The organism is Streptomyces kronopolitis (assembly GCF_014646275.1).
Taxonomy (GTDB): Bacteria; Actinomycetota; Actinomycetes; order Streptomycetales; family Streptomycetaceae; genus Streptomyces; species Streptomyces kronopolitis.
In genome coordinates this window covers 36,378-51,141 of sequence record NZ_BMND01000036.1, presented here as the reverse complement: position 1 = coordinate 51,141, position 14,764 = coordinate 36,378, and the positions used below count along the sequence as shown (strand labels likewise).

Below are 14,764 nucleotides of genomic sequence, written 5' to 3'. Positions count from 1 at the left end.
GGAGCCCGACCGCCCCGCACGGGAACCGGTGAGGCACTCCCTACACGGCCAACTCGCTGTCTCCGCAACCGCGTTCCAAGACAAATCGATGGTGCGGGCCGGGCGGACATGGTTGGCTTCGTCAGGGCGCGCCAGGTACGCGCCCGATGAGGGGGAATCATCATGAAGTTCCGTATCGGCGGAGCATCGGCCGCGCTGGCCGTCCTGCTGGCCGCCGCTTCGAGCGTGCCGGCCCATGCCGACGCGCACCGCGAGCCGGCGAGCAGCTACCGGGCGGTCAGCGCCCAAAGCGCCCACGGCTTCCTGACCAAGGGGGACTACGCGCACTTCTCCCACACCGTGCGCAACACGGTCAACGCGCACGGCTGGTGGAAGAAGATCGACGGCCCGGCGACACACGCCAAGGTCACCATCTGGCTGCAGGTCAAGTCCGGCTCCAGGTGGAAGACTCTCGACAAGGGAGTCAAGACCGTTCTGCCGGGCGGCGGAAGCAACAAGCGCGCGGTCGCCAACTGGAAGTGCACCAACCTGATCATGAAGAACCACTTCCGTACGGTGGTGGACGTGGACATCGTCGGCTATCCGGACAGCCCCGAGAAGCTCGTGACCACGACGCAGACGCTGTACTGCGGCATCTAGCACCCGGCCGCAAACCCGGACACCGGTCGGACACGGAAAGGCCCTTGGCGTGTACTACGAGACGCTTGTCGCCGTGCACGGAGTGCTCGACCGGTATCCGTGGGCGTCGCACCTGACCTGCGAGGACACCGGCAGCGAGCTGTTCGACCTCGCCCTGCGCAGGTCGGAGGCGTACGGCTGGTACTCCACCGGCGGCTGGACCTACCGGTACCGGGGGTGGGGCGAGGCCCGCGTCGTCCAGGACCCGGGGCGCTGGGCCGACTGCCTGGCCGGCGGGGACTGGACGCAGGACGGGCAGGTGCGGGAGCTGGCCTGGATGTCGGCGGACATCCCGGACGATGTCCGGGAGCCGCGGCTGCCGGTCCTGCACGTCACGCGCATCCTGTCGGACGCGCTGAACCGGCTCGGGCACGTCCGGTTCACGGGGCTGCACGCCGTCCTCCCGCTGCACGAACTCGTCGGTGACGCCTCCGACGACCTGGCGGAGATGCGGAAGTGGTTCGCGCTCGCCGACCCGTCCGCGTCGGTGGCGGTGAGCGTCACCGCCGCCACCGGCACCGCGGGGTGGGGCAAGGAGGCGGCCGTGCGTGACGCCGTCGCGGCGCGGCTCGGTGACCTCGCGGAGGTCGAGGTCGCCACCGGGCGGCTCGATCTGTCCGGCATGGCGGACCTGGACGGCGAGCACGGCTACCGCAAGGCCCGCGAGCGGGGCGTGCTGCGGTTCGCCTGCCGGGTGCGGGAGTGGTCGCCGGAGGTCGCGGTGTGGCTGGTCGAGGTCGTGGGCGACGCCTTGCGCGCGGTCGGGTGCGCGGAGCAGGTGGTGGTGACCGCCTCGCGGGCGTCCGACGCCCGCCCCTGACAGGTCGGCCCGGCGGTCAGCCCCGTACCGGCCCCGTCGACCCCCGCACCACCAGCTCCGGCCGGAAGACGAACTCGGTGTGCCGGGTGGTGCGGTGGCCCCGGGCGCGGTCGTGGATCTCCTCGATCAAGGCGCCGACCGCCGCCGTCGCCATGGCCTGGACGGGCTGGCGCACGGTGGTCAGCGGCGGGTCGGTGAAGGCGATCAGCGGGGAGTCGTCGAAGCCGACCACGGAGAGCGCCCCGGGCACCTCCAGTCCGCGCTGGCGGGCCGCGCGGACGACGCCCAGCGCCATCAGGTCGCTGCCGCAGACGATGCCGGTGCAGCCCTCGTCGTCGAGGAGTGCGGCGGCCGCCGCGTGGCCGCCCTCGACGCCGAACAGGGTGTGCCGCACGCGCCGTTCGGCCTGCCCCCTCGACAGGCCGAACGACTCCGCCAGCGCCGCCGCGAAGCCCTCGGCCTTGCGGCGGGAGGGCACATAGCGGGCCGGGCCGACGGCGAGCCCGATCCGCTCGTGCCCCAGCTCGGCCAGGTGGCGCACCGCCATCCGGGCCGCCGCGCCGTCGTCCGGCGAGACGAACGGCGCGTCGATCCCCGGGTGGTAGCCGTTGATCAGCACGAACGGGACGCCGCGGGAGGCCAGCCGGGTGTAGCGGGCGGGGTCGGCGCGGGAGTCGGCGTGCAGTCCGGAGAGGAAGACGATGCCGGTGACGCCGCGCTCCTCCAGCTGCTCGACGAGCTCGTCCTCGGTGGCCCCGCCCGGCAACTGGGTGCACAGCACCGGGGTGTAGCCGTGGCCGGCCAGCGACTGCTCGATGATCTGGGCGAAGGCCGGGAAGATCGGGTTGGTCAGCTCGGGGATGACCAGCCCGACCAGCCCGGCGCTGCGCCGCCGCAGCCGTACGGGACGCGCGTGGCCGAGCACGTCGAGCGCGGCGAGCACCCGCTGCCGGGTGCTCGCCGCCACGCCCGCCCGGCCGTTCAGCACCCGGCTGACGGTGGCCTCGCTGACCTGCGCCTGGGTGGCGATGTCGGCGAGGCGGAGGGGGGCGGGCGTGGCGGGGGTGTCGGGCAGGGTCACTCCTCGAACCAGACGGTGGTGTCGCCCGGCAGCGCGAAGTCCCCGTCGGAGGGATCGAGCCGGCGGGAGGAGAGCAGGACCCGGCCGGGGGCGGCCAGCCGGACCGGGGCCGCCGTCGTGTTGACCGTGCAGACCAGGCCGCCGGGGCGGCGGAAGGCCACGACGCCGGCGGGGGCGTCCAGCCACTCGACGAACGCACCGGCGCCCAGGGCGGGGTGGGTGCGCCGCAGGGACAGTGCGGTGCGGTACAGCTCCAGGGTCGAGTCCGGGTCGCCGGTCTGCGCCTCGACGGTGAGGGCCGCCCAGTCGGCGGGCTGCGGGAGCCAGCTGCCGCCGGTGCCGAAGCCATAGGGGGCCACGTCGCCGCTCCACGGGAGCGGCACCCGGCAGCCGTCGCGCAGGCCCTCCTGGCCGGCGTCCCGGAAGAAGGAGGGGTCCTGGCGGACCTCGTCGGGCAGGTCGGTGACCTCGGGCAGGCCGAGTTCCTCGCCCTGGTAGAGGTAGGCGGATCCGGGCAGGGCCAGCATCAGGAGGGTGGCGGCGCGGGCCCGCTCCAGGCCGCCGCCGAGGCGGGTGCGGTGGCGGACGACATCGTGGTTGGACAGCACCCAGGTGGTGGGGGCGGACACCGGGCGCATGGCGTCGAGGGAGGTGTCGATCGCCTCGCGGAGCGCGGCCGCGTCCCAGTCCGTGTTCAAGTAATGGAAGTTGAACGCCTGGTGGAGCTCGTCGGGGCGCAGGTAGCGCGCGGTGCGCTCGACGGTGGGGGTCCAGGCCTCGGCGACCGCGATGCGGTCGCCCGCGTACTCGTCCAGGACGGTGCGCCAGGAGCGGTAGATGTCGTGCACGCCGTCCTGGTCGAAGAACGGCAGGACCTGGTTGCCGAGGAGCCGGAGCTGTTCGCCGTGGCCCATGTCGGGCAGTCCGGGGGCCTTGACCAGGCCGTGCGCCACGTCCACCCGGAAGCCGTCGACGCCCAGGTCCAGCCAGAAGCGCAGCACGGAGCGGAACTCGTCCCGGACGGCGGGGTGGTCCCAGTTGAAGTCGGGCTGCTCGGGGGCGAAGAGGTGGAGGTACCACTCCCCGTCGGGCACCCGCGTCCAGGCGGGCCCGCCGAAGAGGGACTCCCAGTCGTTGGGCGGCTGCTCGCCGTTCTCGCCGCGTCCCTTGCGGAAGTGGAAGCGCTCGCGGAGCGTCGAGCCGGGGCCCTCGGCGAGTGCGCGGCGGAACCATGCGTGCTGGTCGGAGCAGTGGTTGGGGACGAGGTCGACGATGATGCGCAGCCCCAGGCCGTGGGCGTCGCGGATGACGGCCTCGGCGTCGGGCAGGGTGCCGAACATCGGGTCGATGGCGCGGTAGTCGGCGACGTCGTAGCCGGCGTCGGCCTGCGGGGAGGCGTAGAAGGGGCTGAGCCAGACCGCGTCCACGCCCAGGTCGCGCAGGTACGGCAGCCGGCTGCGGATGCCCGCCAGGTCCCCCATGCCGTCGCCGTTGCCGTCGGCGAAGCTGCGCGGGTAGACCTGGTAGATCACCGCGTCGCGCCACCAGTCGGTGGCAGGAGTGACGTCGTGCTGTGGAGTCATGTCATCCCTTGGTGGTGCCGGCGGTCAGTCCGGCGACGAGGTGGCGCTGGGCGAAGGCGAAGACGAGTGCGGCCGGCACGGCGATGATCACGGCGGCGGCGGTCATCGAACCCCAGTCGTTGGTGTACTGGTTGACGAAGGTCTGCAGCCCGCCGGCGAGTGTCAGGTTCTCCTCGCCGGTCATGAAGGCGGAGGCGTAGGCGACCTCGGCCCAGGCGGTGACGAAGGTGTAGAAGCCGGTGACGGCCAGGCCGGGGCGGGCCAGCGGCAGGACGAGCCGCCAGAAGGTGCCGAAGGGGTTGAGGCCGTCGACCCGGCCCGCCTCGTCGATCTCCACCGGGATGGTGTCGAAGAAGCCCTTCATCATCCAGGCGCAGAACGGGACGGCGATGGTGAGGTAGGTGATGACCAGGCCCGCGGGCTGGTTGAGCAGGCCGAGGCCGGCCAGCAGGTTGTAGAGCGGCACGATCAGCACGGCGACCGGGAACATCTGGGTGATCAGCAGCAGCCACATCAGCGGGCGCATGCCGGGGAAGCGGAAGCGGCTGACGGCGTAGCCGGTGGTGGCGGCGAGGAAGACGCCGAGGACGGTGGTCACCCCGACGATGAGCACGGAGTTCTTGAACCAGGCCAGGAACTCGGTGTCGGCCACCACATGGGTGTAGTTGGCGAACGTGAAGTGCGTGACGAGGCCGGTGGAGAAGGCGTCGTTGCGGGGTTTGAAGGACGTCACCAGCAGCCACAGGGGCGGGAACACCGCGATCACGGCCGCGGCGGCCAGGGTCAGGTGCAGTCCGGCGGAGGCGAGCCGGGAGCGCTCGGCGCGCCTGCGGGTGCCGGTGCGGGCCGGCGGTGTGCGGGTCATGGTCACCACACCTCTCCCTGCTTGCGCAGTGCCCGGCGGTAGACCACCGCGACGGCCGAGAGCAGCAGGAGGATCAGGACGCCCCAGGTCGCGGACATCGAGAAGTCGCGGGGGCTGTCGACGAAGGAGAGCCGGTAGGCGTAGGTCACCAGGATCTCGGTGGCGTCGCCGGGGCCGCCCCGGGGCAGCAGGAAGATCACCGGGAACATGTTGAAGGTCCAGATGGTGGAGAGCAGGACGACGGTGCTGCTGACGGCCCGCAGTCCGGGGAGGGTGATGTGGCGGAAGCGCTGCCAGGCGCTCGCGCCGTCCATCTCGGCGGCCTCGTAGAGCTCGCCGGGTATGGACTGAAGTCCGCCGAGGAGCGCGACGAGCATGAAGGGCACGCCGAGCCAGACATTGACGGCGATCACCGAGAGCTTGGCCCAGGTGGGGTCGTTGAGCCAGGGGACGGCGTCGATGCCGCCGCCGGCCAGCAGCTTGTTGAGGATGCCGTTCTTCTCGTTGTAGAGCATCCGCCAGGTGAAGACGGAGATGAAGGCGGGGACGGCCCACGGCAGGATCAGCGCCAGGCGGTAGGCGGTGCGGCCGCGCAGCGGGCGGTTGAGCATGTTCGCCAGGGCCAGGCCGATCAGGAAGGTGAGCGAGACGCAGGCGACGGTCCAGGTCACGGTCCAGCCGAGGCGGTCCCAGAAGACGCCGTCGGTCAGCACCGCCTTGTAGTTGTCCAGGCCGGTGAACCTATAGGTGGCGGGGAGGTGGTTGACGCCGATGTTCCGCTCGACGTTGGCCTCGTCGGCGTCGGTGAGCGAGAGGAGGACGCCGCGCGCCAGCGGGTAGCCGATGATCACCCCGATGACGAGTACCACCGGGGCGACCATCGTCCACGCGTACCAGTGGGTGCCCAGCGCCCGGCGCACCCGTACAGCAACGGTCACTTGTAGTCCTTGAGCAGCTTCCGGTAGGCGTCGCCGGTCGCCTTGGCGGCCTGCTCGGGCGTGGCGGAGCCGGTGAGCACCTTGTTCATCTGGACCTTGATCGGCTCGAAGAGGGAGTTGCCCTCGGCGATCCAGGGGCGCTGGACGGCGCCGTCCACGGCGGGCTTGAAGAACTTCACCATCTCGTTGTTCTTGACGGCCGGCACCTCGTACACGGACTTGCGGGTGGGCAGCAGGCTGAGCTTGTCGGTGGTCTGCTGCTGGACCTTGGCGGAGCTCATGTACTTCACGAAGGCGTAGGAGGCACGCAGGTTCTTGCTGCCCGCGTAGACGGAGAGGTTCCAGCCGCCCTGCGGGGAGCCCTGGGCCCGGGAGCCGGCGGGCACGGGGGCGACGCCGAGGTTCTCCTTGCCGGCGGGGGGCTGGAACGCCTTGCCGGCGCGGGCGCCCTCGATGTCCCACGGGCCGTCGACGGCCATCGCGACGGTGCCGTCCTTGAGGGCCTTGAGCTGGTTCTCCTGGCCGTCGGTGGCGTCGGTGACGGCCGCCTTGGAGTCGACCAGGTCCTTGAGGGTCTTGAAGGCCTTGACGCCGGCGCCGTCGTCGATCTGCACGATCTTGTCGCGGGCGTCGACCATGTTGCCGCCCTCGCCGTAGAGGTAGGGCAGGAACCAGTAGGGGTCGTCGCCGCGCAGGTAGAGGGCGGTGGCGCCGGTCTTCGCCTTGATCTTCTTGGCGTCGGCGGCGAGTTCGGCGAAGGTCTTGGGCACGCCGACGCCGGCGTCCTTGAGGAGCTTCTTGTTGTAGAAGAGGCCGAGGGTGTCGATGACCTGGGGTGCGGCGTAGGTCTTGCCCTTGAACTTCGTGGAGCCGACGGCCTGCGGGAGGTAGTCGTCGGTCCTGTCGAGGGCGGGGGTGCCGTCGAGCGGGGCGAGGTAGCCGAGGTTGGCGAAGTCGGCGGTCCAGGCGACCTCGGTGCGCATCACGTCGGGCGCACCGGAGTTGCCGCCGGCGGCGTTCTTGAACTTGGCGTTGGCATCGCCGAACGGAACGTTCACATACTGAACGTGGACCTTCGGGTGCTCCTTCTGGAAACCTTCGGCAAGCTTGCGGTACGTCGCCTTCTCGGCGTCGTTGGAGGTGTCCCAGAAGGTAACGGTTCCGGACAGTTCGCCCGAGCTGTCGCCGCCGCTGCCCCCGTCACCCCCGCCGCACGCCGTCGCTGCCAGTGCCATGCCCGCTACCAGCGCGGTGGCCGCTGCGCCCCGTATGCCACGCCGCATGTGAACTCCTTAGAGAAATGCCTCAGATGGCGGTCAGGAACGTAACAGCGCCGCAAACAAACCGAAAGACTTTGCGGCAAATTTCTGCAAGACCCCTGGAACGAATTGCAACGAGATGGCTGGAACGGGACCCTTGGGGCACCCGCGGCACCGTCACCCCGTGCCCGCCCGCGCGTTGATTGCGTGACGGCATGCACGCCTCTTGATCCGACAGGGACGGCAGATGACCCAGGAGCTCACTTCCCCCAGCCCCGCCCCCCGTGCCCCCTCGGCCGGCCGTGATCCCGGGTGGTGGCGCGACGCCGTGATCTACCAGGTCTACGTCCGCTCGTTCGCCGACAGCGACGGCGACGGAATCGGCGATCTGCGCGGGGCCCGTGAGCGGCTGCCGTACCTGAAGGACCTGGGGGTGGACGCCGTCTGGCTCACCCCGTTCTACGCCTCACCGCAGGCCGACGGCGGCTACGACGTCGCCGACTACCGCGCCGTCGACCCGCTCTTCGGCACCCTCGACGACGCCGCCGAACTGCTGCGCCGCGCCCATGAGCTGGGCCTGCGGGTGATCGTCGACATCGTGCCGAACCACACCTCCGACCGGCACCCGTGGTTCCGGGACCCCGAACTCGCCCGGCAGCGCTACGTCTTCCGTCCGGGCAGGGGCGCCGGCGGCGAACTCCCGCCCAACGACTGGGAGTCGGTCTTCGGCGGCCCGGCCTGGACCCGCACCGAGCGCGGCGACTGGTACCTCCATCTGTTCGCCCCCGAACAGCCCGATCTGAACTGGGACGACCCGGAGGTGCACGCCGAGTTCGAGGCCATCATGCGCTTCTGGCTCGACCTGGGGGTGGACGGCTTCCGGGTCGATGTCGCGCACGGCATGATCAAGGCACCCGGCCTGCCGGACATCGGCCACGGCCGGCAGGCCCAGCTGATCGGCACCCAGGTCCTGCCGTTCTTCGACCAGGACGGCGTGCACGACATCCACCGCACCTGGCGCCGGCTGCTGGACGGCCACACCGCGGCGCACGGCACCCCGGTGATCGGTGTCGCCGAGGCCTGGGCGCCCACCCCCGAACGCCTCGCCCTCTACGTCCGCCCCGACGAGCTCCACCAGGCCTTCAACTTCCAGTTCCTCAACGCCCCCTGGCAGGCCGGGGCGCTGCGCACGGTCATCGACGCCTCGCTCGCCGCCACCGCCTCGGTCGGCGCCCCCACCACCTGGGTGCTGTCCAACCACGACGTGGTCCGCCACACCACCCGACTCGGCGGCGGCCTGGACCGGGCCCGCGCCGCCACCCTCCTCATGCTGGCCCTGCCCGGCTCCGCCTACCTCTACCAGGGCGAGGAACTCGGCCTGCCCGAGGTCACCGACCTGCCCGACGAGGTCCGCCAGGACCCGGCGTTCTTCCGCGGCCGCCGCCCGGGCGCGGCCGCCGGTGCCGCGGCCGCCGACGGCGGTGGGGACACCAGCGGCCAGGAGGGCTTCCGCGACGGCTGCCGGGTGCCGCTGCCCTGGTCCGGCGAGCGGCCGCCGTACGGCTTCGGGCCCGGCGGCAGCTGGCTGCCGCAGCCCGCCGACTGGCGCGCGCTGACCGTGGCCGCCCAGACCGGCGACCCCGGCTCGACCCTGGAGCTCTACCGCACCGCGCTGGCCCTGCGGCGCCGGCTGCCGGGCCTGGGCGACACCTCGATGAGCTGGGAATCCGCGCCCGAGGGGGTGCTCGCCTTCCGCCGCCCCGGCGTGCTGTGCACCGTCAACACCCTCGGCCGCCCCCTGACCCTCCCGGCGCCCGGCACCGTGCTGCTGGCCAGCGCCCCGGTGACCGTGGACGGCGCCGGCGCGGTGCTGCCCGGTGACAGCTGCACCTGGTGGGCAATCTGACAGCAGAACGGTACAGTCCCACCCATGACCGCCCGGCTTGCCGATATCGCAGCACAGGCGGGTGTCAGCGAGGCCACCGTCAGCAGGGTTCTCAACGGGAAGCCCGGCGTCTCCGCCACCACCCGCCAGTCCGTGCTCGCCGCCCTCGACGTGCTGGGCTACGAACGCCCGGTGCGGCTGCGCCAACGCAGCGCCGGGCTGGTCGGACTGATCACCCCGGAGCTGGACAACCCGATCTTCCCGGCCTTCGCGCAGGTCATCGGGCAGGCCCTGACCCGCCAGGGCTACACCCCGGTCCTCGCGACCCAGACGCCGGGCGGCTCCACGGAGGACGAGCTGACCGAGATGCTGGTCGACCGCGGGGTGGCCGGCATCATCTTCGTCTCCGGGCTGCACGCCGACACCTCCGCCGACATGCAGCGCTACGAGCAGCTGCGCGGCCAGGGCGTGCCGTTCGTCCTCATCAACGGCTTCTCCGACAAGGTCCAGGCGCCCTTCGTCTCCCCCGACGACCGCGCCGCGGTGGATCTCGCGGTCACCCACCTCGGCGCGCTCGGCCACCGGCGGATCGGGCTGGCCCTCGGCCCCAAGCGCTTCGTGCCCGTGCAGCGCAAGATCGAGGGCTTCGTCCGCAGCATGCAGGAGCGGCTGCAGACCGGCCCGGCCGAGGCGGAGCCGTTCATCCAGCACTCCCTCTACACCCTGGAGGGCGGGCAGGCCGCGGCGGGCGCGCTGATCGAGCAGGGCGCGACGGCCATCGTCTGCGCCAGCGACATGATGGCGCTCGGCGCGATCCGCGCCGCCCGGCAGCGCGGGCTGGACGTCCCCCGGGACCTCTCCGTGGTCGGCTTCGACGACTCCCCGCTGATCGCCTTCACCGACCCGCCGCTGACCACGATCCGGCAGCCGGTCACGGCCATGGGGCAGGCGGCGGTGCGCGCACTGCTGGAGGAGGTCGGCGGCACCCCGGCCCCGCACAGCGAGTTCGTCTTCCACCCCGAGCTGGTGGTCCGCGGCTCGACCGCCTCCGCCCCGAAAACGGCCCGGATCCCCAAGCCGGCGCGGGCCCGCTGACGGGCGCACCCCCGAGAACGGCGGGGGTTCGTCGTCCCCCTCAAGACCGATATGCGGCTTCGAATACCCGACCGAAGGATGATCGGCGGGACGTCCCTTTCTGGCAGACTGTCTGCCTATGGGTGATGCGAACACGAGGACTCTGGACGGCCTGCCGACCACCCCGACACCCACCGGGGACGACGCGGACCGCCCGGCGGGCGAGGGCCGGTTGGCCCGGCTGAGGTCCCCGCGCATGCCCCGGCTCTGGTTCGAGGTCCTGCTGATCGCGGTCAGCTACTGGACGTATTCGCTGATCCGCAACGCGGTACCGGAGCAGAAGGCCAAGGCACTGCGGAACGCCGACTGGATCTGGCAGGCGGAGCACAGCCTGGGCATCGCCGTCGAGCGCACCGTCAACCACGCGGTCGACTCCGTGACGTGGCTGATCGTGTCGATGAACTACTACTACGCGACACTGCACTTCATCGTCACCATCGGCGTGCTGATCTGGCTCTACCGCTGGCACCCGGGCCGCTACGCCGCCGCGCGGCTGGCGCTGTTCGCCACCACCGGCGTCGCGTTGCTCGGCTACTACTTCTTCCCGCTGGCGCCACCCCGGCTGATGACCGGCGGCGGCTTCGTCGACACCCTCATCGACCACGGGACGTGGGGCTCGATGGCGTCCGGCAACCTCGCCTCGATGTCCAACCAGTACGCCGCGATGCCGTCGATGCACATCGGCTGGTCACTGTGGTGCGGCATCACGATCGCCCTCCTGGCGAAGCCCCTGTGGGCCAGGATCCTCGGCCTGTGCTACCCCGCCCTCACCCTCCTGGTCATCGTCTCCACCGCCAACCACTTCTGGCTCGACGCGGTCGGCGGCGTCCTGTGCCTGGCCTTCGGGTTCGGGGTGGCGACGGTTTGGTACAAGGGGCTTCCCCATCGTCTGTCGCCTGTACCGGTCCGCTGCGCTTGAGCGTTCTTCCCACGTTTTTGTCTGCGGCGCCGCAGTGGTCTTTCGCCGTTGCCTTTCCGCTGCGCGGGCTGTTCCCGCGTTGTTTTCTGCGGCGCCGCAGTGGCTTCTCGCCGTTGCGCCTGCGGCGGGCGGGTGGGTGTCGGGTGCGGTGACGGTCCTCCGGGGCCTGGTCTGTGGACTGCTTCGCTTTACGTCCACAGACCAGGCCCCTCCGGCCCGTCCCCTCCCGTGGGGGATGTCTGACGGTGGGTGGGGGCGGGCGTCGTGCCCGGCCAGAGCCTCGGTCCGTCGTCGGCTGTTTCGGTAGACCACGAGGCGCGCTCGCCCACCCACGTGCACCCCCACCGGCCTTCTCCCCACCCCTCAACGGGAGGGGGCGGGCCGGAGGGGGCGGTGTGTGGGACGTAAAGCGAAGCAGTCCCACACACCGACCCCGCAGGACCGCCACCGCACCCAACAGCCCCGCGCAGCGGCCCCGCCCGCCGCAGGCGAAAACAACGAGCGCACCGCGAAGCGGGCGACAAACGGCGCGCAACAAACCACGGCGGAAAAGACAAAAGCGTGGGCTATCCGCCATAGAACCGCTCTTCGACGACCGCTCGCGCCCGCCGCGTAACGCGGCGGTAGTCGTCGAGGAGTTCGCCCACGTGGCCCTCCTCGTAGCCGAGGTAGCGGGCCACGGCGGACAGTTCGCGGCCGTCGGCGGGGAACGTGTCGCCGGGGCGGGCGCGGACCAGCATGACCGCGTTGCGTACGCGGGCCGCCAGGACCCACGCCTCGTCGAGGGTCTCGGCGTCCTCGGTGGTGATCAATTCGGCGGCGTGCGCGGCGGCCAGGGCCTCGCGGGTGCGGGTGGTGCGCAGGCCGGGGATCTCCCAGCCGTGTTGCATCTGCAGCAGCTGCACGGTCCATTCGACGTCGCTCAGGCCGCCGCGGCCCAGCTTGGCGTGGGTGGTCGGGTCCGCGCCGCGGGGGAGCCGTTCGGCCTCCATGCGGGCCTTGAGCTTGCGGATCTCGCGGACCGCCTCGTCGCCCAGCCCCTCGGCGGGGTAGCGCAGCGGGTCGATCAGCTCGATGAACCGCTGCCCCAGGTCGGCGTCGCCGGCGACCGGCTCGGCGCGCAGCAGGGCCTGCGACTCCCACACCAGCGACCAGCGCCGGTAGTAGGCGGCGTAGGAGGCGAGCGTGCGCACCAGGGGGCCGGACCGGCCCTCCGGGCGCAGGTCGGCGTCGATCGGCAACGGCGGGTCGGAGGAAGGGAGTTCGAGCAGCCGGCGCATCTCGTTGGCGACGGCGTGGGCGGCCTTGGCGGCCTCCTGCTCGTCGGCGCCCTCGCGCGGTTCGTGGACGAAGAGGACGTCGGCGTCCGAGCCGTAGCTCAGCTCCCGGCCGCCGAACCGGCCCATGCCGATCACCGCGAAGCGGGTGGGCAGGGTGTCGCCCCACCGGTCGCGGACCGCGGCCCGCAGGGCGCCGGCCAGGGTGGCGGCGTTGAGGTCGGAGACCGCGGTGCCGACCTGGTCGACGGAGCGGCCGTGGTCGGTGTGTGCCGGGCTGTACTCCGTGCCGTAGGCGCCGATCACATCCGCCGCGGCGGTGCGGAACAGCTCGCGGCGGCGCACCCCGCGGGCCGCGGCGACGGCCGCCTCCGCGCCGTCCGCGCGGCCGACCGCGGCCAGCACCTCCTGTTCCAGGGCGGCGCGGCTGCGGGCCTTCAGCCCGTCGGTGGCGCCGAGCAGGGCGACCGCCTCGGGGGCGCGCAGCAGCAGGTCGGGGGCGAGCCGGCCGGCGGACAGCACCCGGGCGAGGTTCTCGGCGGCGGCGCCCTCGTCGCGCAGCAGCCGCAGGTACCAGGGGGTCTTGCCGAGGGCGTCGGAGACCTTGCGGAAGTTGAGGAGTCCGGCGTCCGGGTCGGCGGAGTCGGCGAACCAGGACAGCAGCACCGGCAGCAGGGTGCGCTGGATGGCGGCCTTGCGGGTGACGCCGGAGGCGAGTGCCTCCAGGTGCCGCAGCGCGGCGACCGGGTCGGCGTAGCCGAGTGCTTCGAGGCGGTGGCCGGCGGCCCGGGCGGACAGCCGGATCTCGCCGGTCTCCAGGGTGGCGACGGCGTCGAGCAGCGGGCGGTAGAAGAGCTTCTCGTGCAGCCGGCGCACTTCGCGGGCGTGCCAGCGCCACTCCTTGCGGAGGGTGTCGACGGGCTCGGTGCGCAGCCCCAGCGAGCGGGCCAGGCGCCGCAGGTCGCCCTCGTCCTCGGGCATCAGATGGGTGCGGCGCATCCGGAAGAGCTGGATGCGGTGCTCCAGGGTGCGCAGGAATCGGTAGGCGGCGTCCAGGGCCGCGGCGTCCTGGCGTCCGACGTAGCCGCCGGCCGCCAGTGCCGCGAGGGCGTCGAGGGTGGTGGCGCTGCGCAGGGTGGCGTCGCTGCGGCCATGCACCAACTGGAGGAGCTGGACGGCGAATTCGACGTCGCGCAGGCCACCGGGGCCGAGCTTGAGTTCCCGTTCGACCTGGGCCGCGGGGATGTTCTCGACGACCCGGCGGCGCATCTGGCGCACATCGGCGACGAAGTTCTCCCGCTCGGCGACCTCCCACACCATCGGGGCGAGCGCGTCGAGGTACTCCTGGCCCAACTGCAGGTCGCCGGCCATCGGGCGGGCCTTGAGCAGCGCCTGGAACTCCCAGGTCTTGGCCCAGCGCTGGTAGTAGGCGAGGTGGCTGGAGAGGGTGCGCACCAGCGGGCCGTTGCGGCCCTCGGGGCGCAGGTTGGCGTCCACCGGCCAGATGGTGCCCTCGGCGGTGTTGTCCGAGCACAGCCGCATCATGCGGGCCGCGAGCCGGGTCGCGGCCCGGAGCGCCTCGGCCTCGTCGACGCCTTCCTTGGCCTCGGCCACGAAGATGACATCGACGTCGGAGACGTAGTTCAGCTCGCGGCCGCCGCACTTGCCCATGCCGATGACGGCCAGCCGGGACACCGCGGCGTCGCCGGGCGCCTCCTCGTAGGAGATCTCCAGGGCGGCCCGGATGGTGGCGGTGGCCAGGTCGGCGAGTTCGGCCGCGGCCTCGGCGACATCGGTTGTGCCGCACACGTCGCGGGCGGCGATGCCCAGCAGCGCGCGGCGGTAGGCGGTGCGCAGGGCGTCCGCGCGCGGCCGGGTGGCGCCCTGTTCGCCCCAGATGCCCTCGGCGAGTGCCAGCTCGAACTCGGGGGTGGTGGGGTGCAGATCGACCGATTCGTAGGTGACCAGCGACTGCCAGTCGTGCGGATGGCGCACGAGGTGGTCGGCGAGCGCCTCGGAGGCGCCGAGCACTCCCAGCAGCCGGTCGCGCAGCGGTTTCGCCGCGACGACCGTGCTCAGCAGGGTCTGCTGGGCGTCCGCCTCGCCCTGCGCCTCCACCAGCCGGGCCAGGCCGCGCAGCGCGAGGTCCGGGTCGGCGGTGGCACCGAGGGCTTCGAGCAGCACCGAGTCGTCGCTGACGGCGGCGAGTTCGGGGGTGTGCAGCAGCTCCCCGGCCGCCGAGGGGTCGGTGAAACCGTGCCTCAGCAGCCGGGTGAAGGTGCTGCTCCGCCGTCCCTGCGGAGCGGGAAGTGCCATGGTCAGCCT

Annotated in this window: 11 protein-coding genes; 5 read left to right on the top strand and 6 right to left on the bottom strand. The window is 72.1% G+C overall.

The window, feature by feature from the left end; translation table 11 throughout:
* The first annotated feature begins 162 nt into the window (after positions 1-162).
* Positions 163-639 (top strand): hypothetical protein, encoded by a 477-nt coding sequence (locus IEY78_RS28335; RefSeq protein WP_189103027.1) that lies wholly within the window; start codon positions 163-165, stop codon positions 637-639.
* Between the two features lie 49 nt (positions 640-688).
* Complete coding sequence (locus tag IEY78_RS28330) at positions 689-1,498, top strand: hypothetical protein (RefSeq protein WP_189103025.1); 810 nt, start codon at positions 689-691, stop codon at positions 1,496-1,498.
* A gap of 16 nt (positions 1,499-1,514) precedes the next feature.
* On the opposite strand, the gene IEY78_RS28325 is transcribed toward IEY78_RS28330, so the two are convergent.
* The 5 genes from IEY78_RS28325 to IEY78_RS28305 are packed head-to-tail and all read right to left on the bottom strand — an operon-like array spanning position 1,515 to position 7,248.
* Complete coding sequence (locus IEY78_RS28325; RefSeq protein WP_229700217.1) at positions 1,515-2,579, bottom strand: LacI family DNA-binding transcriptional regulator; 1,065 nt, start codon at positions 2,577-2,579, stop codon at positions 1,515-1,517.
* Entirely contained in the window at positions 2,576-4,162 is a 1,587-nt protein-coding gene (locus IEY78_RS28320) for a glycoside hydrolase family 13 protein (protein WP_189103023.1), read from the bottom strand. The genes IEY78_RS28325 and IEY78_RS28320 overlap by 4 nt, the downstream gene beginning before the upstream one ends.
* A gap of 1 nt (position 4,163) precedes the next feature.
* Positions 4,164-5,027, bottom strand: coding sequence for a sugar ABC transporter permease (locus tag IEY78_RS28315; protein WP_189103021.1), 864 nt, complete (start codon positions 5,025-5,027; stop codon positions 4,164-4,166).
* Positions 5,028-5,029: 2 nt separating this feature from the next.
* Positions 5,030-5,908 carry a carbohydrate ABC transporter permease gene (locus IEY78_RS28310; RefSeq protein WP_373294264.1) on the bottom strand — a complete coding sequence of 293 codons (879 nt, stop codon included), beginning with the start codon at positions 5,906-5,908 and terminating at the stop codon, positions 5,030-5,032.
* Between the two features lie 53 nt (positions 5,909-5,961).
* Positions 5,962-7,248, bottom strand: a complete 1,287-nt coding sequence (locus IEY78_RS28305) for an extracellular solute-binding protein (protein WP_189103017.1) — start codon at positions 7,246-7,248, stop codon at positions 5,962-5,964.
* 223 nt (positions 7,249-7,471) lie between these two features.
* Here IEY78_RS28305 and IEY78_RS28300 point away from each other — a divergent pair, with 223 nt between their 5' ends.
* The 3 genes from IEY78_RS28300 (at position 7,472) to IEY78_RS28290 (ending at position 11,162) form a co-directional block, all read left to right on the top strand.
* A complete protein-coding gene (locus IEY78_RS28300) occupies positions 7,472-9,130 on the top strand; it encodes a glycoside hydrolase family 13 protein (protein WP_189103006.1) in 1,659 nt (552 codons plus the stop codon).
* Between the two features lie 24 nt (positions 9,131-9,154).
* Positions 9,155-10,204, top strand: a complete 1,050-nt coding sequence (locus tag IEY78_RS28295; RefSeq protein WP_189103004.1) for a LacI family DNA-binding transcriptional regulator — start codon at positions 9,155-9,157, stop codon at positions 10,202-10,204.
* 118 nt (positions 10,205-10,322) lie between these two features.
* Complete coding sequence (locus IEY78_RS28290) at positions 10,323-11,162, top strand: phosphatase PAP2 family protein (protein WP_189103002.1); 840 nt, start codon at positions 10,323-10,325, stop codon at positions 11,160-11,162.
* Positions 11,163-11,728: 566 nt separating this feature from the next.
* On the opposite strand, the gene IEY78_RS28285 is transcribed toward IEY78_RS28290, so the two are convergent.
* Positions 11,729-14,755: a bifunctional [glutamine synthetase] adenylyltransferase/[glutamine synthetase]-adenylyl-L-tyrosine phosphorylase gene (locus IEY78_RS28285; protein WP_189103000.1), complete on the bottom strand. Its 3,027-nt coding sequence runs from the start codon at positions 14,753-14,755 to the stop codon at positions 11,729-11,731.
* Positions 14,756-14,764 lie beyond the last annotated feature (9 nt).